The sequence below is a fragment of the Olsenella sp. DNF00959 genome (genome assembly GCF_001553055.1).
In the GTDB taxonomy this organism is placed as follows: domain Bacteria; phylum Actinomycetota; class Coriobacteriia; order Coriobacteriales; family Atopobiaceae; genus Olsenella_I; species Olsenella_I phocaeensis.
On record NZ_KQ960123.1, the window covers coordinates 762,080 to 785,333 of the forward strand.

Genomic DNA, 23,254 nt, shown 5'->3' on the forward strand with positions numbered 1-23,254 from the left:
CGTCATCGCGCCTGACATACGTGTTGTTCGCCGTCGAGCTGCGCTGCGCGTGCGGGGCTGCGCATGAGTCGAACGAGCACGTCGAACGCGTGCATAAAATCCACGAATACGTCGAACGCGTGCGTAAAATCCACGAATACGTCGAACGCGTCTGAAGCGTTCGCGTTTGCCCAGTTGCCGGCCACGCCAAAGACGCGTCGGACGCTTTCGGCGAATCTTGGCGCGCGTCAGACGCTATCAAGAAGAATACGCGCGTATCGGGCGTTGTCGAGACGAGCCTCCGAGCGCGTCGGACGCAGTGGGCGAACCAGGGCACGCATTGGACGTAGTGGGCGCGCCTGGCCTGCAGTCGTCGGCGAGCCATTCTGTTCCTGCGATGTGCGCGTCGGCAGGAGACGTCGCCCCCGTCGGGCCATCTCGTATACTGGGAGGTCACGTGTAGGCGGGCATCCGGAGGAACGCGCTTGATCGCACTCGCTGACAAGATCTCGAAGTCATTCGGCGGCCGGGTCCTGTACTCGGCCGCTACGCTGCAGCTCAATGCCGGCGAGCGTTGGGGCCTGGTGGGTCCCAACGGCGCCGGGAAGACCACGCTGCTCAAGATAATCATGGGCCAGGAGTCCGCCGACGAGGGCACGGTGAGCTTCGCGCGCGACTGCAGCATCGGCTACCTGGAGCAGGAGACCCATCTGGCGGGCGAGAAGAGCGCCCTCGCCGAGGTCGTCGACTCCGCCCACGAGCTCAAGGAGCTCGAGCGCCGCATATCCCAGATGGAGCACCAGATCTCGTCCATGCCCACCGGGCCCGAGCAGGACGGCCTCCTCGAGCGCTACGGCGCGGCGCAGGACCGCTTCGAGCGGCTGGGCGGCTACGAGCTCGAGGCGCGCGCCCGGCAGATCCTGGGCGGCCTGGGGTTTCCCATCGAGGACTTCGACAAGCCTTCGCGCGACTTCTCGGGCGGCTGGCAGATGCGCATCGCCCTCTCAAAGCTCCTCCTCCGCCATCCCGACCTCCTGCTCCTGGACGAGCCCACCAACCACCTCGACCTCGAGAGCGTCAAGTGGCTTGAGTCCTTCCTGAGCTCCTATGACGGCGCCGTGCTCCTGGTGAGCCACGACCGTGCCTTCATGGACTCCTGCGTGAGCCACGTCGCCGCGCTCGAGAACAAGCGCCTGGTCACCTACGTGGGCAACTACTCCGGCTACCTGCGCCAGCGCGAGGACAACCTGGAGCAGCTCCGCGCCAAGCGCGCCGCCCAGGAGCGCGACATCAACCACATGCAGGTCTTCGTGGACAAGTTCCGCTACAAGCCCACCAAGGCCAAGCAGGTCCAGGAGCGCATCCGGCGCATCGAGCAGATCCAGTCCGAGCTCGTGGTGCTGCCCGAGTCGTCGAAGAAGGTCCGCTTCCGCTTCCCGGAGCCCCCGCGCACGGGCGACATGGTGATCAGCCTCGAGGGCGTGGCGAAGAGCTACGGGGAGAACCACGTCTACGAGGGCGTCGACCTCAAGCTCTACCGCGGCGACCATGCGGTCCTCGTGGGCCCCAACGGTGCGGGCAAGTCCACGCTCATGAAGATCGTCAACGGCCACGAGGAGCCCAGTCGTGGCACGGTCGAGCTGGGGCAGAACGTGACCCAGACCTACTACGCCCAGCACCAGCTCGAGACCCTGCACGAGGGCCTGACCGTCATGCAGGAGATGGACGAGGCTGCCCCCGGCTGGACGAGCTCGGAGGAGCGCCGGCTCCTGGGCGCCTTCCTCTTCCATGGCGACGACGTGGACAAGCGCGTCGGCGTGCTCTCGGGCGGGGAGCGGGCGCGCCTCGCGCTGGCCAGGATGCTCGTCTCGCCGGACCCCCTGCTCTGCCTGGACGAGCCCACCAACCACCTGGACATCGACTCGGTGGACGTGCTCGAGCAGGCGCTCGTCGACTTCCCGGGCACCATCATGCTCATCAGCCACGACGAGCACCTCGTGCGCGCCGTGGCGAACAAGGTCATCGAGGTGCGCGACCACAAGGTGACCCTCTATGACGGGGACTACGACTACTACCTCTTCAAGCGCGCCGAGCTCGAGGCCCGGGAGGCCGAGGCGTCCGGACAGCAGGCGCCACAGCCCACCCGTGCGACGGCGAGCCAGGAGGAGCCCGTGACCCAGGGCCGTAACGTGAAGACCAAGGAGCAGCGCCGCGCGGAGGCGGAGGCGCGCAACGCCGCGAACCGCGCCCTCAAGGGCGAGAGGTGCCGCCTGAGGCAGGTCGAGTCCGCCCTCGAGCCCGCGCGCAAGCGCTATGCGGAGCTGATGGAGCTCATGGCCTCGGAGGAGCTCTATGCCGACGCAGACCGCTTCGACACGTGCATGGCGGAGTACAACGCGCTCTCGAAGAAGATCCCCTCGCTCGAGGAGGAGTGGCTCGAGCTCACGGAGAAGATAGAGGAGGCCCTCAATGCCTAGCGACGTCCCGGGTGGTGGCTGGGAGGGGCGCACGGCGGCCTCTCCCCGGCAGGAGTTTTCACAGGCGGGCGCCCACGTGCCTTCCGACGCCTACGTGGCGGCCGACGAGCCGCGCCCCTGGCAGGCGGCGGAGCCTGCGACCAGGCGCCTTGACCGTTCCGCGCGTCAGGCAGGCGAGAGTCCCGAGCGCACGCTGCTGAGGCCTGCGGCCCAGGTGCCGCGTGCACAGCCGGCCCCGGTGCAGAGGCCCTACGTGCCAGCGCCTCGTGCCGCGGTGCCGAGCCCTCGCCGCGAGGCCTTCTCGCCCGAGCCCGCCCGCCGCCATGGGGGCTTCCTGTCCTCGCTGGGAGGGCTCCTCGCCCGTCTCGCCCTGTGGCTCCTCGCCCTCGCCTGCAGGCTCGCGGCGCTTGGCCTCTCGGCCCTCGTGGTCGCGGACGCCGTGGTCGTGGGATCGCACCGCGTCCAGCTCCTCGAGCTCACGGCACGCGTCTCGCAGCTCCTGCCCCGTGCCCTCTCGGGCGCCCTGCTCTTCGAGACGCCGCTCGGCGGGGTCCTGAGGCTCGACTTCGCCATCGCGGCCCTCGCGCTCTTCGTGCTCGACTGGCTCCTGTCCCGGGCATCTCGGCGCTAGGGGGGCGGACGTGGACCTCAGCCTCATGAGCGTCGTCGGGACGCTCGTCAGCGTCGGCGTGGCCATCCTCTCGCTCGTCCTGCACGAGCTCGCCCACGCCTGGGCCGCCCTCATGCTGGGCGACCCCACGGCGAAGGAGCAGGGACGGCTCACCCTCAACCCCGCGGCGCACCTCGACCCCTTCGGGTCGGTCCTCCTGCCCGTCCTCATGGCGCTCGCCCAGGGGCCGGTCTTCGGCTACGCCCGTCCCGTGCCCTTCGACCCGCGCCGCCTGCGTCATCCCGCCCGTGACGAGGCGCTGGTCGCCCTGGCGGGCCCGGCCTGCAACCTCCTCCAGGCAGTCGTGGCCGGCCTCGCCTTCCAGGCCCTCGCGGGCTTCTGGGACGGAGGGTACGGCCTGGCGTACTGGCTGTTGCGCGTCACCTCGTCCTGGTGCTACGTCAACTGCTCCCTTGCCTTCTTCAACCTCATCCCCCTGCCGCCCCTCGACGGCTCCAAGCTCCTCTCGCCCTTCCTCAGGGGAGAGGGACGCCGCATATACCAGCAGGTGCAGGCCTACTCCATGCCCATCCTGCTCGTCGTCCTCTACGTCCTGCCGGGCCTGCTGGGCTTCGACCCCCTGAGCTCCTACCTCAGGGCCACCGCCATCCGCCTCGCCGGCCACCTCCTGGGGGCCTAGCATGTCGTACCGCGTGAGGACCCAGGCCTACTCGGGGCCCTTCGACCTGCTCCTCCAGCTCGTGAGCAGGCAGAAGGTGGCCATCGGCTCCATATCCATCGCCGAGGTGGCCGACCAGTACCTCGAGGAGGTCCGCTCCATGGGGGAGCTGGACCTGGACGTGGCGAGTGACTTCGTTCTCGTGGCGTCGACCCTCCTCGACATGAAGGCCGCGTCTCTGGTGCCCGACCACTCCGTGCCGTCGCGGCGAGACGACGATGCGGACGACGACGAGTTCGCGGACCTCTCGCCCGAGGAGGTGCGCGAGGTCCTCATCGCCCGGCTCATCGCCTACAAGCAGTTCAGGAACGCTGGCATGGCCCTGGGGAGCCGCATGGAGGCGGAGGGCCTCATGCTCGCGCGCACGGCCGGCCCCGACCCGGAGTTCATGGGCCTCATGCCCGACTACCTCAAGGGCATCACCCTGCGCTCGCTCGCCGTGATCTGCGCCGACCTCGACAGCAGGCGCGAGGGCTTCTTGCTCGAGGCGGAGCACGTCGCCCCCAAGCGCCTGCCCATCGCCCTCACCGTGGCATCGGTCGACCGCCTCACCCGCGCCCGTCCGCTCGTGACCTTCTCCGAGCTCGTGGACGGTGACTGGAGGCCCGAGGCGGTCGTCGCGACCTTCCTGGCCATCCTCGAGCTCAGCAAGCGCGGCGCCGTGACGCTCAGCCAGTCGCGGACCTTCGGGGAGATCGACGTGGCACGCGTGGAGGGCGCACCGGCCTTCGAGCTGGACGAGTCCGAACTGACCAGCATTGAGGAGGAACTCCAATGAGCGAGCTCGAACGACTTTCCACCGGCTCCCTCAGGGGCCAGCTCGAGGCGCTGCTCCTTGTCTCGACCGACGCCGTCCCGGCGACCGACCTCGCGAAGGCGCTGGGGGTCGCCCCGGGCGAGGCGGCGTCCGCCCTCGCTGAGCTCGCGGCGGAGTACTCCGACGCCAACCGCGGCTTCCAGCTGCGCGAGGTCGCGGGTGGCTGGAGGCTCTTCACCCACCCCGCCTATCACGAGCAGGTGGAGGGCTACGTGCTCTCGTGGGACATGCGTCGTCTCTCGCAGGCGGCCCTCGAGACCCTCGCCGTGATCGCGTACCACCAGCCCGTCACGCGCGAGGGCGTGAAGGCCGTGCGCGGCGTCAACTCGGACGGCGTCATCGGCTCCCTCAAGGAGAAGGGCCTCGTCCGCGAGGTGGGGCACGAGTCGGGTCGCTCCGGCGCCCTCCTCTACGGCACGACCCGCCGCTTCCTGGAGCAGTTCGGCCTCAGGTCCCTGCGCGACCTGCCGCCGCTCGAGGACTTCGCGCCCGACGAGGAGTCGCGCCAGTTCATCCGTGAGCGCCTGAGCGGCCGGGCCATCTCGTCCACCCTGGAGGAGGCCTCGGAGGACATGGAGCAGGAGCGGGAGCTCCTGGGTGACGGCTACGACGGGGACGCCCCGGAGGTCCTCGTTGCCCTCGCGGACGGGGGAGAGGCCCCCCTCGCCCAGGTCGGCGGCGTGGCCGCCGCGACGGTCGTCCCGAGCGGCGAGGCGGAAGCCGCGGGCACAGTGGTCGGGGAGGCGTCCTGTGATGTCGAATAGGGGCGAGGGGGACGCGCGCGCCAAGCGGGCCTTTCCCGAGGGCGCGCCGCACACCATGCGCCTGCAGCGCTTCCTCGCCCGTGCGGGCGTCGCGAGTCGGCGCGGCTCCGAGGACCTCATGTGCGCCGGGCGCGTGAGCGTGAACGGCCAGGTGGTGAGCGAGCTGGGCAGCAAGGTCGACGTCGACGCGGACGAGGTGCGCGTGGACGGCCGCCTCGTGCGCCTGGCCGACGGGCACGCCTACGTCATGCTCTACAAGCCCGCGGGCTACCTCACCACCATGAGGGACCCCCAGGGCCGTCCCTGTGTGGCGAGTCTCGTGCCCACGGACCGCCATCCCGGTCTCTTCCCGGTGGGCCGGCTCGACGGTGACACCACGGGCCTCCTGCTCTTCACCACCAACGGCGACGTGGCGAACGGCATGCTCCACCCCTCCCGCCACGTCTGGAAGCACTACGTCGCCTTGGTCCGAGGCGTCCCGGGCAAAGACGCCCTCCGGGCCCTGCGCGAGGGCGTCGAGCTGCGGGGTGGCGCCGCGGCGCCCGCGGAGGCGCGGCTGCTGCGCGCAGGCGACCCGCACACCCTGCCCGTGGCGCCCGAGGGCGTTCCCTATGGGACGAGCGTCGTCTCGCTCAGGATCCACGAGGGTCGCAAGCACCAGGTCAAGCGCATGCTCAAGGCCGTGGGGCACGAGGTGCTGCGCCTGCACCGCGACGAGTTCGGGCCCCTCGCCCTCACGGGCCTCATGCCCGGCCAGTGGAGGCCCCTCGACGCCCGCGAGCGCGCGGCGGTCGAGGCCCTGGCCACGGGGGAGGTGCCCTCGCATGTCAGGGGATAGGCAGCGCATCCTCCTGATGCGACACCCCGAGACCACGGCGAACCTCGCCGGCACGCTCTCGGGCAGGAGCGACGTGGACCTGAGCCCGGAGGGGGAGCGCCAGATGGCGCGCGCCGTCGAGGCGCTGGTGGCCTGGGGGCCCGACCGCGTCTGGTCGTCGCCCCTCTCGCGCTGCCTCGCCATCGCGCGCGAGGCGGCCTGGAGGCTCGGCGTGCCGCTCGAGGTCAGGCAGGAGCTGGCCGAGATCGAGTTCGGTCCCGCGCAGGGCCTCACGGTGGGTGAGCTCAGGGCCATGGGGTACGATTTCCCCTGGGCCCTGGGTCCCGACGGACGCTCGCGGGCGCCCGAGGGGGCAGAGCGCTTCGAGGAGCTCTTCGCGCGCGCCCACGGCCTGCTCGAGGCGCTGAGGCCTCTCGGGGGCCGCACGGCCTGCGTCACCCACGGGGGGCTCACCAGGGCGGTCCTGGCCTCGGCACTCCAGATTCCGCTCACGAGCTTCTGGAGGCTGCGCCTGCCCAACGTGAGCTCGCAGGTCCTCGCCTGCGACGGCACGAGCTACACCCTCGTCGCCATCGGGCTCGCACCCGAGGAGGTGCGGCGCAGGGCGGAGGATCCCTCCCTCCTGGGCAGGGACACGACCGAGAACATCGCGGAAGGTAGTGTGAAGTGATCGTTGCAATCGACGGGCCTGCCGGCTCCGGAAAGTCAACCATAGCGAGGGCGCTCGCGCGCGAGCGGGGCCTCACCTACCTCGACACCGGCGCCATGTACCGCTGCGCCACGCTGCGCTGCCTGCAGAGGGGGGTCGACCTGGCGGACCGCGAGGCCGTGGCGAGGGTCGCCGAGGCCTGCGGCATCGGCTTCGGCACGGCCGAGGACGGCTCCCAGACGGTCTTCGAGTCCGGCGAGGACGTCAGCGCCCAGATCCGCTCCGCCGAGGTGGACCACAACGTGTCAGCGGTGGCGGCCGTCCCCGCCGTGCGTGCCGCCATGGTGGCGCGCCAGCGGGAGCTGGGGCGCTCCAGCAACGTCGTGGCCGAGGGCCGCGACATCGGCACCGTGGTGTTTCCCCAGGCCGACGTGAAGGTCTTCCTCACCGCCGACCCCGCGGCCCGCGCCCACCGCAGGGCGGTCCAGCGCGCCGGCGGCAACAGCACCACCGACGCCTCGGCGCAGGCGGACGGCGAGGAGGAGCGCAAGATCCTGGAGGACATCGTCCGTCGCGACCGCCTCGACTCCTCCCGCGAGGAGTCCCCCCTGAGGCCCGCCGAGGACGCCGTGCACATCGACTCGTCGAGACTGAGCGTGGAGGAGGAGGTCGCGCTGATCTCGGCCCTCATGGACCGGGTCGCCTCGGGTGAGAGGGACTCCGGCGACGACGTCCCGGCGGCGTCCCAGGCGGCCTCCGGAGGCGAGGCGGGGACGGTCGGCGTGCCCGCCGCCGACTCCATGCCCGCCGGCACGCCCGTCCCGAATCCCGAGTCCGACGCCGCCGCGCGCAGGCTCGCCGCCGAGCCGGGCGAGGGCAGGATGCGCGCCTTCGCGGGAAACTCCTTCGACGACTACTACGACCACCGCATGGCGGACTTCCCGCTTCCGGCGCGAGCGCTTCTCGCCCTCGCGGTCTGCCTGGTCGGGGCCCTCACCAAGCTCGTCTGGCCCTGGAGGATGGTGGACGGCCGCAAGCTCTGGGACGAGAGGCGCGGGCGCGTCATAGTCATGAACCACGTCTCCATGCTCGACCCGATTCCCGTCGTGGTCTCGCTCTGGGCCCACGGCCAGCGCGTGCGTCCCGTCTACAAGAGCGAGTTCGACGGCAACAGGTTCGTGACCTGGCTCTTCTCGCGCATCGGCGGCATCCCCGTGGTGAGGGGCACGGCCGACATGAGCTTCGTGCGCCGCTGCGTCCGCTCGCTCAGGAGGGGTGAGTGCATCCTCATCTTCCCGGAGGGGACGCGCGTCAGGTCGCAGGACCAGCCCGTCGAGCTCCACGCGGGCTTCGCCCTGGTGGCCCAGCTCGCCAAGGCGCCCGTGCAGCCCCTCTCCATCGTTGGCGCCCTCAACATCACGCCCGAGGGCACGCACTGGAAGAGGCCGGGCAGGGTCTGGTGCAAGGTCGGAGACTGCCTCGAGTTCGGCGACCTGGGCGTGAGGGGCCGCAAGGCCCAGGCGAAGGCGATGGAGTCCCTGGCGATGGATCGCGTCTATGCCATGCGCGACGAGCTCCGTCGGGAGCACCCGGGCAAGCTGTAGGGGAGAAGAGATGCCAAAGATCCTGGTCGCCGACGAGGCGGGCGCCTGCTACGGCGTGAACCGCGCGCTCCAGATGGTGAGGGACGCGACCCGCGACGCCAGGGGTCCCATCCACACCCTGGGCCCCCTCATCCACAACCCCAGCGTGGTGGGCGAGCTCGAGAGCCGCGGCGTCGGCGTCGTCGCCTCCGCGGCGGACGCGCCCGGCGGCACGCTGGTGCTGCGCACGCACGGCGTCACCCCCGAGGAGGAGGACGCTGCCCGCGCCTCCCACGACGAGGTCCTGGACGCCACCTGTCCCTTCGTCATCCGGGCGCACAACGCCGCGGAGAGGCTCGCAAGAGAGGGCTACCAGGTCCTCATCCTGGGCGAGGAGGGGCATCCCGAGGTCGAGGGGACCTTGGGGCACGCCCCCCAGGCGCTCATCGTGGGCGGGCCCGAGGACCTCGAGGGCGTCAGGCTCGCGCGGCGCGTGGGACTCGTGGTGCAGACCACCCAGTCGCGCTCCCGCCTGCGCGCGCTCGTGGGGGCCCTCATAGGCAGGGTGGACGAGCTGCGTGTCGTCGACACCATCTGCGAGGCCACGACCCTGCGCCAGGCATCCGCGGCGAAGCTCGCCGCCCAGGCGGACGCCATGGTGGTCGTGGGCGGCCGCATGTCCGCCAACACCCGCAGGCTCGCCCAGATCTGCGAGGCCTCCTGCCCGCGCACGCACCACATCGAGGGCGCGTCCGAGCTCGAGGCGCCCTGGTTCGACGGGGCCGAGCTCATCGGCGTGACCGCCGGCGCCTCCACGCCCCAGTCCCAGATCGACGAGGTCGTCGAGCGTATCGGCGAGCTCGTGGGGGAGGGCTGATGGAGGCGGGAGAGGGCAGGCTCAAGCGTGTGGACTACGCCTCCACCCGATCGCAGGCGGACGGGGCTTGGATCCAGGCCGTCGAGGACGGGAGCCCCGCCTGGGAGGCAGGCCTCGAGCCGGGCATGCGCGTGGACGCCATCAACGGGCACCCCCTGCGCGACCTCATCGACTGGCGCTGGGAGGGGGCCGACGCCTACTGCGAGCTCGAGGTCTTCGACCCCGATGACAGCCAGTCCTACTCCTGCGAGCTCGAGCGCGAGCCCGGGCAGGACTGGGGCGTCGAGTTCACCGACGTGCTTTTCGACGGCATCCGCACCTGCGTCAACGCCTGCCAGTTCTGCTTTATGAGGATGCTCCCCGAGGACGCGCGCGCGTCCCTCTCGCTCAGGGACGACGACTACCGGCTGTCGTTCCTCCAGGGCAACTTCGTGACGCTCACCAACGTGGGGGACGACGACCTGGAGCGCATCGTCCGGTGCCGCCTCGAGCCCATGAACGTCTCGATCCATGCCATATCGCCCGAGGTCAGGAGGTCGCTCATCGGCCCGCGCGCCATGAGGGGCGTCGAGGTGCTGGAGCGGCTCTGCGAGGCGGGGCTCGAGGTGCACGGGCAGATCGTGCTCTGTGCCGGCATCAACGACGGCGACGAGCTCAGGCGGACCCTCGACTGGGTGGAGGAGAGGCCCAACATCAGCTCCATGGCGCTCGTCCCCATGGGCTACACCAAGTACTCCAAGCAGTTCTCGGAGTCCTTCTCGGAGGACGTCGAGGCGTCGCGGGCCGTGGTGAGGCTCATCGAGCCCTACCAGGAGCGGGCCAGGCGGGAGCTGGGGCGCACCCGCTTCCAGCTCTCGGACGAGTTCTACGTGGACGCCGAGCTGCCCGTCCCGCCGGCCGAGACCTACGACGGCTACCCGCAGTTCTATGACGGCATCGGCATGCTGAGGAGCTTCCTGGACGAGGCGGACGAGCTCTGCCGCACGCAGGGCGGGCTCCTCAGTGGCCTGAGGTCGCGCCTCGAGGAGCGGGGCATGCGCGCGCTCGTCGTCTGCGGCGAGGCTGCGGAGCCCACCATCTCGAGCTTCTTCGAGCGGTGGTCGGCGGGTCGCGCCGGCTGCGTCGCGATTCGCAACGACTACTACGGCGGGGACGTCAACGTGACCGGGCTCATCGTGTCCTGCGACCTGCTCGCGCAGCTGCCCCAGGACCTCTCGTCGACGGTGGTCGTGCTGCCCGAGGTCATGTTCAACTTCGACAAGGTCACCCTGGACGGGGACAGCCAGGCACACATCCTGGACGAGATCCGCTCCCGCGGGGGGCTCCCGCTGGTGAGCCAGTCCTCGCCCGGAACTATGGTCGCAGCCCTCGCCGGGACCTTCGGGCTCTAGGGCCTCGTCGGGCGAGGGCCACGTGCCTCGACGCCTCCCGGCAGGGGAGGGGCGCCCCTGCCGTGGCTTTGCTGTGCGCGGACCCCGCCGCCCGGGGCTCCCAGGGCGCGCATGCTAGACTTTTCCCAGGAATCTGCAGCAGGAACAGCAAGGAGCATCATGTCCAAGCCCATAGTCGCCGTGGTCGGCAGGCCCAACGTGGGGAAGTCGACCCTCGTCAACCGCCTGGCGGTGAACCGCGACGCCATAGTCCACGAGTCGCGCGGCGTGACCCGCGACCGCTCGTACCACACGACCGACTGGAACGGCCGCGAGTTCGTCCTCATCGATACCGGCGGCATCGAGTCCGCCAAGAGCAAGGACGTCTTCGCCCCGCGCATCCGCGAGCAGGCGCTCGCCGCCTGCGACGAGGCGGACGCCATCATCTTCGTGGTGGACGGCACCGTCGGCGTGACCGACGAGGACGAGGAGGTCGCCCGCGTGGTCAGGAAGTCGGGCAAGCCGGTCTTCCTGGTGGTCAACAAGATCGACGACCCCGCCCGCGAGCTCGAGTCCTGGAACTACTACTCCCTGGGCGTGGGGGAGCCGCGTCCCATCTCGGCCGGGCACGGCCACGGCACGGGAGACCTCCTCGACGAGGTCGTCGCCGTGCTCCCGGACGAGGAGGACGAGGAGGGGCCGGCGGACGACGCCCTCAACGTGGCCATCATCGGCCGTCCCAACGTGGGCAAGTCCTCGCTCGCGAACCGTCTGACCAAGAGGAACCGCTCCATCGTCTCGGACGTCGCGGGCACCACGCGCGATGCCATCGACAGCATGATCGAGTGGAAGGGCACGCGCATCCGCCTCGTCGACACCGCGGGCATGCGCAAGAAGAACCTGGTGCACGAGGACGTCGAGTACTACAGCCTGGTCCGCGGCCTCGAGGCCATGGACCGCGCCGACGTCTGCATCCTGGTGGTGGACGCCTCGGTGGGCGTCACCGAGCAGGACCAGAAGCTCGTGGGCATGGCGGTGGACCGCGGCTGCGCCCTCGTGGTGGCCCTCAACAAGTGGGACCTCGTCACCACCGAGAAGCAGCGCGACGACGTGGCGGCCACCCTCGCCCAGCGCCTCTCGTTCGCCCCCTGGGCGCCCTCGGTCAACATGAGCGCCCTCACCGGGCGCGCCACCGACAAGATCCTCGAGGCTGCGGTCAAGGCGGCGGCGAACCATGCCTGCCAGCTCAAGACCTCGCAGCTCAACGCCCTCCTCACCCAGATCCGCGAGGGCGGGCACACCGTCACCGACAAGGGCCGCCGCCTCAAGGTCCACTATGGCGTGCAGACCGGCCAGAGGCCTCCCGTGCTCACCTTCTGGTGCAACGCGCCGGACCTCGTGGACGACAACTACGAGCGCTTCATGGAGAACCGCCTGCGCCAGGCCTTCGACCTCACGGGAACCCCCGTCAGGCTCAAGTTCCGCCTGAGGGAGGAGGGGCGCAGATGAGCCCGCTCGCCCTGGCGACCGCCGCCTGCATGCTCGCGTCCTTCCTCGTCTGTGGCATACCCTTCGGCCTGCTCATCGCCAAGGGCTCGCGCGAGCACGTGGACGTGCGCACGGTGGGCTCGGGCAACATCGGCATGACCAACGTCGCGCGCTCCGCGGGTGCCGCTGCGGCGGCGCTCACCCTCGCCTGCGACGCGGGCAAGGGCATGGCGTGCATGCTCCTCTCGCACCTCGCGCTCTCCGATTTCGTGTTTGGGGGAGACTGGGCCGCCGCAGGCGTGGAAACCCCCTTCGGCTGGGCCCTCGCCCTGGTCTACCTCAGCTGCGTCATGGGACACGTCTTCTCCCCCTACCTGGGCTTCAGGGGTGGCAAGGGCATATCGGTCGGCTTCGGCGCGGCCCTGGGGCTCCACTGGCCCCTGGCGCTCGCCATCCTCGCCGTGTTCTTCGTCCTCGCCATACCCTCGCGCTACGTCTCGCTTGGCTCCGTCGCCGCCGCTGCCGCCCTTCCCGTGGTGGGGGCCCTCATGGGCTTCGGGCCCTGGGTGGAGCTGCCCTTGGCCGTCACCGCGGTCGTCGTCATCTGGTCGCACCGCACCAACCTGAGGAAGCTCGCCAGGGGAGAGGAGCGTCGCTTCAGCGTGCATCGCGGCTCGTCCGACAAGCGCGACGAGGAGGGGGAGTCGCGATGAGCGGGAGGGTCGCCGTCATCGGCACGGGGTCCTGGGGCACGGCGGCGGCCGGTCTCGTCGCGGGGCATGCGGACGAGGTCTGCATGCTCGCCCGCTCCGATGAGGTGGCCCGCTCCATCAGCGAGCTCCACCGCAACCCGCGCCACCTCAGCTCCTACGAGCTGCCCGCGAACGTCCGTGCCACCACGAACGCCGCAGAGGCGCTCGCCGGGGCGGGCCAGGTCCTCGTGGCGGTGCCCTCCTCCTTCCTGAGGGCCACCCTCGCGTCCTGTGCGGCCGCGGTCCCCGACCCCGCCGGGCTCCTGGTGCTCACCAAGGGCATCGAGCCGGGCAGCCACCTGCTCATGACCGAGGTCGTGGCCCAGGAGCTGGGGCATCCCTGCCGCATCGCCGCGCTCTCGGGCCCCAACCACGCCGAGGAGATCTCGCGCGGGATGGTGTCCGCCGGCGTCGTCGCAGCGGAGGACGAGGCCCTCGCCCGCGACTTCCAGCGGCTCCTCCACTCGACCAGCTTCAGGGCCTACCGCTCCCGGGACGTGCGGGGCGTCGAGGTCTGCGCCGCCGTCAAGAACGTCATCGCCATCGCGTGCGGGGTCTGTGCCGGCCTGGGCATGGGCGACAACGCGCTCGCCGTCCTCATGACTCGCGGCCTCGCCGAGGTGGGGCGCATCGTGAGCGCCCTGGGCGGCGACACCCTCACCTGCATGGGGCTCGCCGGCATGGGCGACCTCGTCGCCACCTGCACCTCGCGCCACTCGCGCAACCGCAGCTTCGGCGAGGCGTTCGCCGCGGGCGAGACGCTCGAGTCGTACGAGGGCCGCACCCGCATGGTGGTCGAGGGTGCCCGCGCGGCGGTGAGCGTCTGGGAGCTTGCGTGCGAGATGGGCATAGAGACCCCCGTGACCCATGCCGTACACGCTATCCTGTACGAGGGAATCAGACTCGAGGAGGCGGCCGGGCTCCTCTTGGACCGCGGGCCCAACGAGGAGTTCTACGGTCTCCGCACAAACGAATAGGGGATGTGCTGATGCTTGACCATGACGTGAGGGTGGCGCCGTCGCTGCTCTCGGCAGACTTCACCAGGCTCGCGGACGAGCTCGACGACATAGCTACGGCGGACCTTCTCCACTTCGACGTCATGGACGGTCACTTCGTGCCCAACCTCTCGTTTGGCGTGGGGGTCCTCTCGCAGGTCAAGCGTGCCACGGACCTTCCCGTCGACGTGCACCTCATGGTCTCGAACCCCGAGGAGTGCGTTCCCTGGTACCTCGACGCCGGCGCCGACGTGGTGAGCTTCCACTGGGAGGCCCAGACGCACGCCCGGAGGCTCGTCTCGCTCATCCACGAGGCGGGGGCCAAGGCGGCCGTGGCGCTCAACCCCGCGACCCCCGTGTCCTGCCTCGAGGAGCTCGTCGACGAGCTCGACATGGTGCTGGTCATGACGGTCAACCCCGGCTTCGGGGGCCAGGGCTTCATCGAGGGCTCCCTCGCCAAGCTCCGCCGCCTCAAGGCCCTCTGCTCCGCCCATGGCGTGAGCCCCAGGGTCGAGGTCGACGGGGGCATCTCGGCCGGGAACGCCGCCGCCGTGGCGGCGGCGGGAGCCGACGTGCTCGTGGCGGGAAGCGCCGTCTTCGGCGCGCAGGACCGCGCCCAGGCCATCCGGTCCATCAGGGACGCGGCCCTAGGCGGACTCGCGAGGCGCGCCTGATGCCGTCCGATGCCCCCCTCTACCTCGACTACGCCGCCTCGGCCCCGCTCTGCGACGCGGCGCGCGAGGCCGAGCTCGACTACGAGTCCTCCCGCATCGCGGGGGCGAACCCCAACTCCCTGCACAGCCTGGGTCGCGAGGCCGCCCGCGCCCTCGACGGCGCCCGCCGCGACCTCGCCCGCTGCCTGGGCGGCGGCTTCAGGCCCATGGACGTCACCTTCACCTCGGGCGGCACCGAGTCCAACAACCTCGCCCTCCTCGGCATGGCCGAGGCGGCACGCGAGAGGGACCGCAGGCGAACCAGGGTCCTGGTCTCCGCCATCGAGCACGACTCGGTCCTGGACGTCCTGCCCCCGCTGAGGGGCCGCGGCTTCGAGGCCGGGCTCGTGAGTCCCGACCGCCATGGCGTCGTCACCCCCGAGGCGGTGGGCGAGCTCCTGGGCCCGGACGTGGCCCTCGTCTCGGTCATGTGCGCCAACAACGAGACGGGCGTGGTGCAGCCCGTGGCCGCCATCGCGCGAAGGGCGCACGCGGCCGGCGCCCTCATGCACACGGACGCCGTCCAGGCCTTCGCCAGGATCCCGCTCGAGCTCGGGGACGTGGACGCGGTCTCCCTCGCCGCCCACAAGATCGGCGGCCCGGTGGGCGTGGGGGCGCTCGCCCTGCGCAGCCGCTGCCCGCTCAGGCCGCAGTCCTTCGGGGGCGGCCAGGAGCAGGGGAGGCGCGCGGGCACGCAGGACGTGCGCGGCGCGCTCGCCTTCGCCGCCGCCGCCCGCTCCTGCTCGGACGGGCTCTCCGAGCGCCGTCGCCTCGTCGCCTCCCGCGCCCAGGGCCTCTACGACCGCCTCTGCGCCCCCGGAACCGGCATCGAGGCGAGCGTCTCCCCCCAGATGGACGAGGGGCGCCTGCCCGGCATGGTCTCGCTGCTGGTGCCGGGCGTCGACTCCGAGACCCTGGTCCTCTCGCTCGACGAGGCGGGGTTCGAGGTCTCGGCCGGGTCTGCCTGCTCGTCGGGATCGCTGGACCCGAGCCACGTGCTCTCGGCCATGCGGATACCCCGCGAGCTCGCCCTCTGCTCCCTGCGCGTGTCCTTCGACGAGCGCGTGGGGGAGGACGACCTGTCGCGCTTCGCGGACGCCCTGCTCGCCCTCGTGCGCAAGAAGGCCGGGGCGTAGCGGACCGCCTCGCGCGACAGCAAGCCCGCCGGCACGAACCACCTGCGACCAAACACCATGCCCCCAAGGAGGCGGCACATGAAGGAATCCCAGGCACTGCTCAGGCTCCAGGAGATCGACCTCCAGCTCCTCAGGCTCAAGCGACAGCTCTCGGCCATGCCCCAGCAGAAGAAGCTCCAGGCCATCGCCCAGGCCAAGCGCAAGCTCCAGGGCGAGCTTGCCAGCATAGTGGGCCAGCGCAAGGACAGCGAGATGGACGTCGAGGACTCGGAGGCCGCGCACGACAAGTTCGTCGTCCTCATGGACGAGGTCAAGGCCCAGGCGGCGGAGCGCCAGGCGGACTACCGCCAGCTCACCGACCTCGAGGCGCAGCTCACCTCCCTTGCCAAGAGGCTCGAGAAGATCGAGTTCACGCATGGCGAGAAGGTCGAGCTCCGCGACCGCCTGCGCAAGGCGGAACGCAACGCCCGTGGCGTCATGGCGCGCCTGGACGAGGAGGCGGCCTCCCAGCAGGAGGCCTTCGAGCGGGCGTCCGCGGACCTCATGGCCGAGGTGCGCAAGCTCGCGGCCGAGCGCAAGTCCGTCGTCGCAGACCTCTCGGGCGAGGTGCTCGCGCGCTACGAGGCCGCCTCGAGGCGCTTCGGGGGCCTCGCCGTGGAGAGGCTCGCGGGCAACCTCCCCTCGGTCTGCCGCGTCAAGCTCCAGCCCAGCCAGTTCTCGGACCTCAGGTGCGCCGGCGCAGAGGTGACCGAATGCCCCTACTGCCACCGCATGCTGGTGTTCGAGGGGGCCTTCGATGAGGTCGAGTAGGGTCCTTCTCGCCGTGTGCGGCGGGATCGCCGCGTACAAGGCGGTCGAGCTCATGAGGGGCCTCCAGAAGGCGGGCTGCGACGTGCGCATCGTCATGAGCGAGGACGCGACGCGCTTCGTGGGCCCCACGACCTTCGAGGCCCTCTCGGGACATCCCGTCACGACGAGCCTCTACGGCTCAGGGGAGGGCCCGATCCCCCACGTCGAGCTCGCCGACTTCGCCGAGCTCGCGGTGGTGGTCCCCGCCACGGCCAACGTGATGGCCAAGATGGCCGCGGGGATGGCGGACGACGCGCTCTCCACCACGCTCCTCGCGTTGGGCTGCCCCGTGCTGGTCGCCCCCGCCATGAACCTGCGCATGTGGCAGGCTCCGGCAACCCAGGCCAACCTCGCCACCCTGCGCTCGCGTGGGGTGCGCTTCGTCATGCCCGACTCCGGCAGGCTCGCCTGCGGCGCCGTGGGCACGGGCAAGCTCGCGCCCGTCGGGCAGGTCCTCGCGGCCGCCCTCGACCTCCTGGGCGGGGAGGCGCGCGACCTCGAGGGCCTTTCCCTCGTGGTCACGGCGGGGCCCACGCACGAGGCCATCGACCCGGTGCGCTACATCGCCAACGCATCGAGCGGGAAGATGGGCTTCGCCCTCGCACGCGAGGCGGCGAGGAGGGGCGCCTCCGTCACGCTGGTGGCAGGGCCCGTCTCGCTCCCCACGCCCGAGGGGGTGAGGCGCGTGGAGGTGGTTTCTGCCGCCCAGATGCACGATGCCGCCCTCGCTGCCTTCGACGGCGCGGACGTGGCGGTGTGCGCCGCCGCCGTGGCGGACTACACCCCTGCCGAGCCCGCGGACCACAAGCTCAAGAAGGCAAGGGAGCCGCTCGACTCCATCCGCCTGGTGCGCACGGCGGACGTCCTGGCCGAGCTCTGCGCCCGCAAGGGACGGCGCGTCGTGGTGGGCTTCGCCGCCGAGACCGACGAGCTCGTCCCCAACGCCCGCGCGAAGCTCCGCGCCAAGGGAGCCGACCTCATCGTGGCCAATGACGTCTCGCGCGCGGACTCGACCTTCGGCTCCGAGACGGACGCCGTGACGCTGGTCGACGCCTCCGGCGAGCTCGAGCTTCCCTGCCTGCCCAAGGACGAGGTGGCTCGCCGCGTCATGGACCGCGTGCGCGAGCTTGCCCTTCCCCGGGACCAGGGCTAGGGGGCGCGCATGGGAATCCTCATAGGGCTCGAGCGCGTCGACATGGAGTGGCCCAACAAGCGCGTGCTCGAGGGCCAGACCATCGGCATAGACGAGGGCGACCGCATAGGCATCGTGGGCAGGAACGGAGACGGCAAGTCAACCTTGCTCGAGCTCATCGCGCGCGAGGTGGAGCCAGACGCCGGCGCCGTCACCTGGAGGAACGGCATCAGCGTGGGCGTCCTGGGCCAGTCGGACGCTCTCACGGACGACGAGACGGTCGAGCATGCCGTGGTGGGGGAGCAGCCCGAGTACGTCTGGGCCTCCGACCCCCGCGTGCGCGGCGTCATCGACGAGCTCCTGGGGGACATCGACTGGCACGCCCGCGTGGGCGAGCTCTCGGGCGGGCAGCGTCGCCGCTGTGACCTTGCGCGCGTGCTCGTGGGGCGCTGGGACGTCCTCCTCATGGACGAGCCGACCAACCACCTGGACATGCAGGCGATTGGCTGGCTGGCCGACCACCTCAAGGGGCGCTGGCCCCAGGGGCAGGGGGCGCTCCTCCTGGTGACGCACGACCGCTGGTTCCTCGACGAGGTCTGCGACCACATGTGGGAGGTCCACGACGGCGCCATTGACCCCTTCGAGGGCGGCTACTCGGCCTACGTGCAGCAGCGCTTCGAGCGCCAGAGGCAGGCGGCCGTCATGGAGGAGAGGCGCCAGAACGTCCTGCGCAAGGAGCTCAACTGGCTCGCCCACGGCGCCAAGGCGCGCTCGAGCAAGCCCAAGTTCCGCATCGACGCGGCCATGGAGCTCCTCGCCGGCGACCCGCCCCTGCGCGACACCGTGGAGCTCAGGCGCATGGCGGTGAGCCGTCTGGGCAAGCAGGTCATAGAGATGAGGGGAGCGTCCTTCTCGTATCCCGGCTCGGACGCCCCCGTCGTCTCGGGCGTCGACTGGATCGTGGGACCGGGAGACCGCTTTGGCATCCTGGGAGAGAACGGCGCCGGGAAGTCGACGCTCCTCTCGCTCATGACGGGCAGGCTCCGTCCCAGCTCGGGGAGCGTGAGGATCGGCGCCTCAGTGCGCTTCGGCATCCTCTCGCAGAACCTCGGGAGACTCTCCGAGAGGGACGGCTGGCGGGTCCAGGAGCTCCTCTCGAGCTACAAGAGCTACTACGTGGTGGACGGCAGGCAGCAGAGCCCCGAGCGGCTGCTCGAGCGCCTGGGCTTCGACCGTCGCGAGTTCGCGAGCTTCGTGGGCGAGCTCTCGGGTGGCCAGCGCCGCCGCCTCGCCATCATGTGCGTCCTCATGGAGGAGCCCAACGTCCTCGTCCTGGACGAGCCCGGCAACGACCTCGACACCGACATGCTGGCCGTGCTCGAGGACCTTCTGGACGGATGGCCCGGCACGCTCCTGCTCGTGAGCCACGACCGCTATCTCATGGAGCGCGTGACCGACGACCAGTTCGCCCTCCTTGACGGGCGGGTCCGCCACGTGCCAGGCGGCGTGGACGAGTACCTGAGGCTCCTCGGCGAGCATGAGCCCGCCAACGACGGCGCACGGGCCCGCGTGGCGACGGCGCCCCCACCCGCTCCCGCCGAGGAGGGGGGAGAGGCGCGCCTCTCCAACGCCGAGCGTCGCGAGCTCAAGAAGCGCTACGATGCCGTGGGCCGCCGCCTCGAGCGGTTGGAGGGGGAGCCGGAGCGCCTCGAGGCAGAGATGGCGCAGGTGGACGCCTCGAACTACGAGGCCCTCATGGCGGCGCAGGCGTCGGTCGACGCGGCGCGCGCGGAGCAGGCCTCGCTCGAGGACGAGTGGCTCGAGCTCGGCGAGAGGCTGGGCATCGAGTAGGAAGAGGGAGGGAGATTCCACGTGCTGGAACTCCTGAGGAGGTATCTGGGGCCGTATCGCGCCAAGGCGGCCTTCGGCATGCTCGCAAAGGTCGTCGAGGTGGCCTTCGAGCTCCTCGTGCCGGTCATTGTGGCGTCCATGGTGGACGTCGGCGTGGCGCGGCACGACGGAAGGGCCATCGCCCTCAGGGGAGGGCTCCTCGTGGTCCTCGCCCTCGTGGGCTTCTGCTTCACGACGGTCTGCCAGAAGATGGCGGCACTGGTATCGCAGGGGATGGGGACCGACCTGCGCGAGGCGAGCTTCGCCAAGGCCGTGGGCCTCTCGGCCGTCGACGTCGACCGCCTGGGCCCCGCCTCGCTGGTCACGCGCATAACGAGCGACGTCAACCAGGTCCAGCTCGCCATCGCCCTGGGAATCCGCCAGCTCATACGCTGGCCCTTCCTGGGCGTGGGCTCCATCGTGGCCGCCCTCCTCATCGACTGGAGGCTCGGCCTGGTCTTCCTGGTCTGCACGCCCGTCATCGCCCTGGTGTTCTGGGCCGTGCTCTCGCGCTGCGTGCCCTACTTCCGGAGCATGCAGGAGAAGCTCGACCACATCTCGCTCCTGGTGAGGGAGGCCCTGGGCGGCGCGCGCGTGATGAGGGCCTTCCGCCGCGAGGACCACGAGCGCGGGCGCTTCCGCGTGGCGGCAGCCTCGCAGGCCGCGGACGCCATCGCGTCGGGACGTCTCTCGTCCCTGCTCAACCCCACGACGCTCCTCGTCATGGACCTGGGGGTCGTGGTCATCCTCTGGCTGGGCGGGGTGCGCGTCGACTCCGGCGCCCTCACCCAGGGGAAGGTCATCGCCTTCGTCAACTACATGACCCAGACCCTGCTCTCCATCGTCTACATCGCCAACCTCGTGGTGGTCTTCACCCGCGGCGCCGCCTCGGCGCAGAGGCTCGTGGAGGTGCTCGACTGCGAGCCGAGCGTGGTGGACCTCGCCAGCGGGCCGGTCGAGCCCCTGGCGGACGCCCCCGCCCTCGAGCTCGAGGGGGTCTCGTTCGCCTACCCGGGCGCGGCGGTGCCCGCCCTCGACGGCGTGACCCTCACGCTCGCGCGCGGGGGGAGCCTGGGGGTCATCGGCGGCACGGGCTCGGGGAAGTCGACGCTCGTCTCGCTCGTGCCCAGGCTCTACGACGCGGCCTCGGGCAGCGTCAGGGTCCTGGGGCATGACGTGCGGGAGTACCCCAGCGGACAGCTGCGCTCCCACGTGGGGCTCGTGCCCCAGAAGGCGGCGCTCGTCTCGGGCACCGTCCGCTCCAACCTCCTGTGGAGGAAGGGCGACGTGGGCGACGAGGAGCTCTGGTCCGCGCTCGCCACCGCCCAGGCCGAGGACTTCGTCCGCGACAAGGAGGGCGGCCTCGACGCCGTCGTCGAGGCCGGCGGGAGGAACTTCTCCGGCGGGCAGCTCCAGAGGCTGACCATCGCCCGCGCCCTGGTCGGCGAGCCCGAGCTCGTCGTACTGGACGACTCCGCCTCGGCCCTCGACCTCGCGACGGACGCCCGCCTGCGCGCGGCCCTCGCCCGCGACCTCTCGCAGAGCGCCCGCGTCATCGTGTCCCAGCGCGTGTCCAGCGTGCGCGGCTGCGACCAGATCCTCGTGCTCGACCACGGGCGCCCCGCGGGCCTCGGCACGCACGAGGAGCTCGTGGGGGGCTGCCCCCTCTACAGGGAGATCTGCCTCTCGCAGCTCTCCGAGAGGGAGGTGCTCGCCTGATGGCCAACCCATACCAGGCCGGGGGGTCCAGCGCCGGCCTCGTCTCGTCCGTCCGGGGAGGGGGCGCGTCCCTCTCGCCCAAGGGTGCCGGCGTGGCGGAGGGCCTCTCCGCGGGAGCGGTGCTCCGCAGGCTGGGGCGCTACGTGGCCCCCCATGCCGCGTCGCTCGCGACCTCGTTCGTCGCGTCCATGGCCTCGGTGGCGCTGCAACTCTACGTCCCCATCCTCATCGGGCGGGCCATCGACGCCATGGCCTACGGTGGGGGCACCGCGGCGCTCGTCCCCGTGCTGAGGACGCTCGCCGCCGTGGTCGTCGCCGCTGCATCCTGCCAGTGGCTCTCGGGCTACTTCGTGAGCCGGCTCGCCTTCGAGACGGTGCGCGACCTGCGCGACGACGCCTACGACCACCTCTCGGACCTGCCGCTCGCGACCATCGACGCCCATCCCCACGGCGACCTCCTCGCTCGCGTGGTGGCCGACGCCGACGCGGTGGGCGACGGCCTCCTCCAGGGGCTCAACCAGCTCATGGGCGGCATCGTCACCATCGCGGGGACCATAGCCTTCATGTGCTCCGTCTCGGTCCCCGTGGCGCTGGTGGTGGTGCTCCTCACGCCGGCCCTGGCCCTCGTCGCCTCTCTCATAGCCCGCCGCTCGTCCTCGAGCTTCGCCGCCCAGCAGGGCATCCAGGGCGAGCTGGGGGGCTACGTGGAGGAGGTCATGGGCAACCAGCGGCTCTTCACGGCCTTCGCCCGGGCGGACGGCGCACGCGAGCGCTTCGCCGAGATCAACTCCCGCCTCTACGAGTCGGGCGAGAGGGCCCAGTTCGTGAGCTCGCTCACCAACCCCGCGACGCGCGTCGTCAACAACGCGATCTACGCCGTCGTCGCCGTGGTGGGCTGCCTCTGCGTCATCGGCGTGGGCCCCAGCCCGCTCACCGTTGGCCAGGTGCAGAGCTTCCTCTCGTACGCCAACCAATACATGAAGCCCTTCAACGAGGTCTCGGCCGTGGTGGGCCAGGTGCAGGGTGCCTTCGCCTCCGCGCGCAGGCTCATCGAGCTCATGGACAGCGAGTCCCAGACCCAGGACGCGCCCGACGCCGCGGAGCTCGCCGACCCCAGGGGAGAGCTTGACCTGGAGGACCTGCGCTTCTCCTACGAGCCCGGCCACGAGGTCATCCACGGGCTCAGCCTCCACGTCCCCGCAGGCGGGCGCTTCGCCCTCGTGGGCCCCACGGGCTGCGGCAAGACCACCCTCATCAGCCTGCTGCTGCGCTTCTTCGACCTCGACTCCGGGCGCATCCTGGTCGACGGGCGGGACATACGCGGCCTCACGGCGAGCAGCCTGCGCGCCGCCTTCGGCATGGTGTTGCAGGAGACCTGGCTCTTCGAGGGGAGCGTGCGGGACAACATCGCCTACGGACGTCCCGACGCCACCGACGAGGAGGTGGAGGAGGCGGCGAGGAGGGCCCACGCCCACAAGTTCGTCATGCAGCTTCCCCAGGGATACGACACCCCGGTGGGGGAGGGCGGCGGCAGCCTCTCGCAGGGGCAGCGCCAGCTCCTCTGCATCGCCCGCGTCATGCTAGCCGACCCCCCGGTGCTCCTGCTGGACGAGGCGACGAGCTCCATCGACACCCGCACCGAGCTGCAGGTGCAGGACGCCTTCGACCGCATGATGGTGGGACGCACCTCGCTGGTCGTGGCGCACCGCCTCTCCACCGTCCGCAACGCCGACTGCATCGTGGTCATGGACGCGGGCAAGATCGTGGAGATGGGCACCCACGACGAGCTCCTCGCCCGCGGCGGATTCTACGCCCGCCTCTACCAGAGCCAGTTCGCGCTCTCGTAGGCCTGCGCCCAGCTGCGGACGCGACGGGAG

20 protein-coding genes are annotated in these 23,254 nt (G+C 71.0%); all 20 read left to right on the forward strand.

Features of this window, described 5'->3' with window-relative positions:
• Positions 1–464 precede the first annotated feature (464 nt).
• The 20 genes from HMPREF1868_RS03245 to HMPREF1868_RS03340 all read left to right on the forward strand — a co-directional run bounded on the left by HMPREF1868_RS03245 (position 465) and on the right by HMPREF1868_RS03340 (position 23,224).
• Entirely contained in the window at positions 465–2,456 is a 1,992-nt protein-coding gene (locus HMPREF1868_RS03245; RefSeq protein WP_062530293.1) for an ABC-F family ATP-binding cassette domain-containing protein, read from the forward strand.
• Positions 2,449–3,087 (forward strand): flagellar biosynthesis protein FlhF, encoded by a 639-nt coding sequence (locus tag HMPREF1868_RS03250; RefSeq protein ID WP_062530295.1) that lies wholly within the window; start codon positions 2,449–2,451, stop codon positions 3,085–3,087. Before HMPREF1868_RS03245 ends, HMPREF1868_RS03250 begins: the two co-directional genes overlap by 8 nt.
• A gap of 10 nt (positions 3,088–3,097) precedes the next feature.
• Positions 3,098–3,766 (forward strand): site-2 protease family protein, encoded by a 669-nt coding sequence (locus HMPREF1868_RS03255; RefSeq protein WP_231782241.1) that lies wholly within the window; start codon positions 3,098–3,100, stop codon positions 3,764–3,766.
• Between the two features lies 1 nt (position 3,767).
• A complete protein-coding gene (locus tag HMPREF1868_RS03260) occupies positions 3,768–4,583 on the forward strand; it encodes a segregation and condensation protein A (RefSeq protein WP_062530297.1) in 816 nt (271 codons plus the stop codon).
• A complete protein-coding gene (gene scpB / locus HMPREF1868_RS03265; protein WP_062530299.1) occupies positions 4,580–5,386 on the forward strand; it encodes an SMC-Scp complex subunit ScpB in 807 nt (268 codons plus the stop codon). The genes HMPREF1868_RS03260 and scpB overlap by 4 nt, the downstream gene beginning before the upstream one ends.
• A gap of 55 nt (positions 5,387–5,441) precedes the next feature.
• Positions 5,442–6,224, forward strand: coding sequence for a pseudouridine synthase (locus HMPREF1868_RS03270; RefSeq protein ID WP_197414938.1), 783 nt, complete (start codon positions 5,442–5,444; stop codon positions 6,222–6,224).
• On the forward strand, positions 6,211–6,894 hold the full coding sequence (locus HMPREF1868_RS03275; RefSeq protein ID WP_062530303.1) for a histidine phosphatase family protein: 684 nt from the start codon (positions 6,211–6,213) through the stop codon (positions 6,892–6,894). The genes HMPREF1868_RS03270 and HMPREF1868_RS03275 overlap by 14 nt, the downstream gene beginning before the upstream one ends.
• The gene (cmk, locus tag HMPREF1868_RS03280; protein ID WP_062530305.1) at positions 6,891–8,477 is read left to right on the forward strand and encodes a (d)CMP kinase; all 1,587 of its coding nucleotides are present in this window, start codon (positions 6,891–6,893) and stop codon (positions 8,475–8,477) included. The genes HMPREF1868_RS03275 and cmk overlap by 4 nt, the downstream gene beginning before the upstream one ends.
• A 10-nt stretch (positions 8,478–8,487) precedes the next feature.
• Positions 8,488–9,333, forward strand: a complete 846-nt coding sequence (gene ispH, locus HMPREF1868_RS03285; protein WP_062530307.1) for a 4-hydroxy-3-methylbut-2-enyl diphosphate reductase — start codon at positions 8,488–8,490, stop codon at positions 9,331–9,333.
• Complete coding sequence (locus HMPREF1868_RS03290) at positions 9,333–10,724, forward strand: DUF512 domain-containing protein (RefSeq protein ID WP_062530310.1); 1,392 nt, start codon at positions 9,333–9,335, stop codon at positions 10,722–10,724. Before ispH ends, HMPREF1868_RS03290 begins: the two co-directional genes overlap by 1 nt.
• Positions 10,725–10,883: 159 nt before the next feature.
• Positions 10,884–12,212 (forward strand): ribosome biogenesis GTPase Der, encoded by a 1,329-nt coding sequence (gene der, locus HMPREF1868_RS03295; RefSeq protein WP_062530311.1) that lies wholly within the window; start codon positions 10,884–10,886, stop codon positions 12,210–12,212.
• Positions 12,209–12,904, forward strand: coding sequence for a glycerol-3-phosphate acyltransferase (locus HMPREF1868_RS03300; RefSeq protein ID WP_062530314.1), 696 nt, complete (start codon positions 12,209–12,211; stop codon positions 12,902–12,904). The genes der and HMPREF1868_RS03300 overlap by 4 nt, the downstream gene beginning before the upstream one ends.
• Positions 12,901–13,920, forward strand: coding sequence for an NAD(P)H-dependent glycerol-3-phosphate dehydrogenase (locus tag HMPREF1868_RS03305; RefSeq protein ID WP_062530316.1), 1,020 nt, complete (start codon positions 12,901–12,903; stop codon positions 13,918–13,920). The genes HMPREF1868_RS03300 and HMPREF1868_RS03305 overlap by 4 nt, the downstream gene beginning before the upstream one ends.
• 11 nt (positions 13,921–13,931) lie before the next feature.
• Positions 13,932–14,612, forward strand: coding sequence for a ribulose-phosphate 3-epimerase (rpe, locus tag HMPREF1868_RS03310; protein ID WP_009279347.1), 681 nt, complete (start codon positions 13,932–13,934; stop codon positions 14,610–14,612).
• Positions 14,612–15,787, forward strand: a complete 1,176-nt coding sequence (locus tag HMPREF1868_RS03315) for a cysteine desulfurase family protein (protein WP_062530318.1) — start codon at positions 14,612–14,614, stop codon at positions 15,785–15,787. Before rpe ends, HMPREF1868_RS03315 begins: the two co-directional genes overlap by 1 nt.
• A gap of 78 nt (positions 15,788–15,865) precedes the next feature.
• Positions 15,866–16,597 carry a zinc ribbon domain-containing protein gene (locus tag HMPREF1868_RS03320; RefSeq protein WP_062530320.1) on the forward strand — a complete coding sequence of 244 codons (732 nt, stop codon included), beginning with the start codon at positions 15,866–15,868 and terminating at the stop codon, positions 16,595–16,597.
• A complete protein-coding gene (coaBC, locus tag HMPREF1868_RS03325) occupies positions 16,584–17,789 on the forward strand; it encodes a bifunctional phosphopantothenoylcysteine decarboxylase/phosphopantothenate--cysteine ligase CoaBC (protein ID WP_062530322.1) in 1,206 nt (401 codons plus the stop codon). The genes HMPREF1868_RS03320 and coaBC overlap by 14 nt, the downstream gene beginning before the upstream one ends.
• Positions 17,790–17,798: 9 nt before the next feature.
• Entirely contained in the window at positions 17,799–19,619 is a 1,821-nt protein-coding gene (locus HMPREF1868_RS03330) for an ABC-F family ATP-binding cassette domain-containing protein (protein WP_062530324.1), read from the forward strand.
• A gap of 21 nt (positions 19,620–19,640) precedes the next feature.
• Positions 19,641–21,377 carry an ABC transporter ATP-binding protein gene (locus HMPREF1868_RS03335; protein ID WP_062530329.1) on the forward strand — a complete coding sequence of 579 codons (1,737 nt, stop codon included), beginning with the start codon at positions 19,641–19,643 and terminating at the stop codon, positions 21,375–21,377.
• On the forward strand, positions 21,377–23,224 hold the full coding sequence (locus HMPREF1868_RS03340) for an ABC transporter ATP-binding protein (protein WP_062530333.1): 1,848 nt from the start codon (positions 21,377–21,379) through the stop codon (positions 23,222–23,224). Before HMPREF1868_RS03335 ends, HMPREF1868_RS03340 begins: the two co-directional genes overlap by 1 nt.
• Positions 23,225–23,254 lie beyond the last annotated feature (30 nt).

Coding starts and splice junctions, on each gene's coding strand:
- HMPREF1868_RS03250 (WP_062530295.1), top strand. CDS start 2,449: ATGCCTAGCGACGTCCCGGGTGGTGGCTGGGAGGGGCGCACGGCGGCC.
- HMPREF1868_RS03260 (WP_062530297.1), top strand. CDS start 3,768: ATGTCGTACCGCGTGAGGACCCAGGCCTACTCGGGGCCCTTCGACCTG.
- scpB (WP_062530299.1), top strand. CDS start 4,580: ATGAGCGAGCTCGAACGACTTTCCACCGGCTCCCTCAGGGGCCAGCTC.
- HMPREF1868_RS03270 (WP_197414938.1), top strand. CDS start 5,442: ATGCGCCTGCAGCGCTTCCTCGCCCGTGCGGGCGTCGCGAGTCGGCGC.
- HMPREF1868_RS03275 (WP_062530303.1), top strand. CDS start 6,211: ATGTCAGGGGATAGGCAGCGCATCCTCCTGATGCGACACCCCGAGACC.
- ispH (WP_062530307.1), top strand. CDS start 8,488: ATGCCAAAGATCCTGGTCGCCGACGAGGCGGGCGCCTGCTACGGCGTG.
- HMPREF1868_RS03290 (WP_062530310.1), top strand. CDS start 9,333: ATGGAGGCGGGAGAGGGCAGGCTCAAGCGTGTGGACTACGCCTCCACC.
- der (WP_062530311.1), top strand. CDS start 10,884: ATGTCCAAGCCCATAGTCGCCGTGGTCGGCAGGCCCAACGTGGGGAAG.
- HMPREF1868_RS03300 (WP_062530314.1), top strand. CDS start 12,209: ATGAGCCCGCTCGCCCTGGCGACCGCCGCCTGCATGCTCGCGTCCTTC.
- HMPREF1868_RS03305 (WP_062530316.1), top strand. CDS start 12,901: ATGAGCGGGAGGGTCGCCGTCATCGGCACGGGGTCCTGGGGCACGGCG.
- rpe (WP_009279347.1), top strand. CDS start 13,932: ATGCTTGACCATGACGTGAGGGTGGCGCCGTCGCTGCTCTCGGCAGAC.
- HMPREF1868_RS03315 (WP_062530318.1), top strand. CDS start 14,612: ATGCCGTCCGATGCCCCCCTCTACCTCGACTACGCCGCCTCGGCCCCG.
- HMPREF1868_RS03320 (WP_062530320.1), top strand. CDS start 15,866: ATGAAGGAATCCCAGGCACTGCTCAGGCTCCAGGAGATCGACCTCCAG.
- coaBC (WP_062530322.1), top strand. CDS start 16,584: ATGAGGTCGAGTAGGGTCCTTCTCGCCGTGTGCGGCGGGATCGCCGCG.
- HMPREF1868_RS03330 (WP_062530324.1), top strand. CDS start 17,799: ATGGGAATCCTCATAGGGCTCGAGCGCGTCGACATGGAGTGGCCCAAC.
- HMPREF1868_RS03340 (WP_062530333.1), top strand. CDS start 21,377: ATGGCCAACCCATACCAGGCCGGGGGGTCCAGCGCCGGCCTCGTCTCG.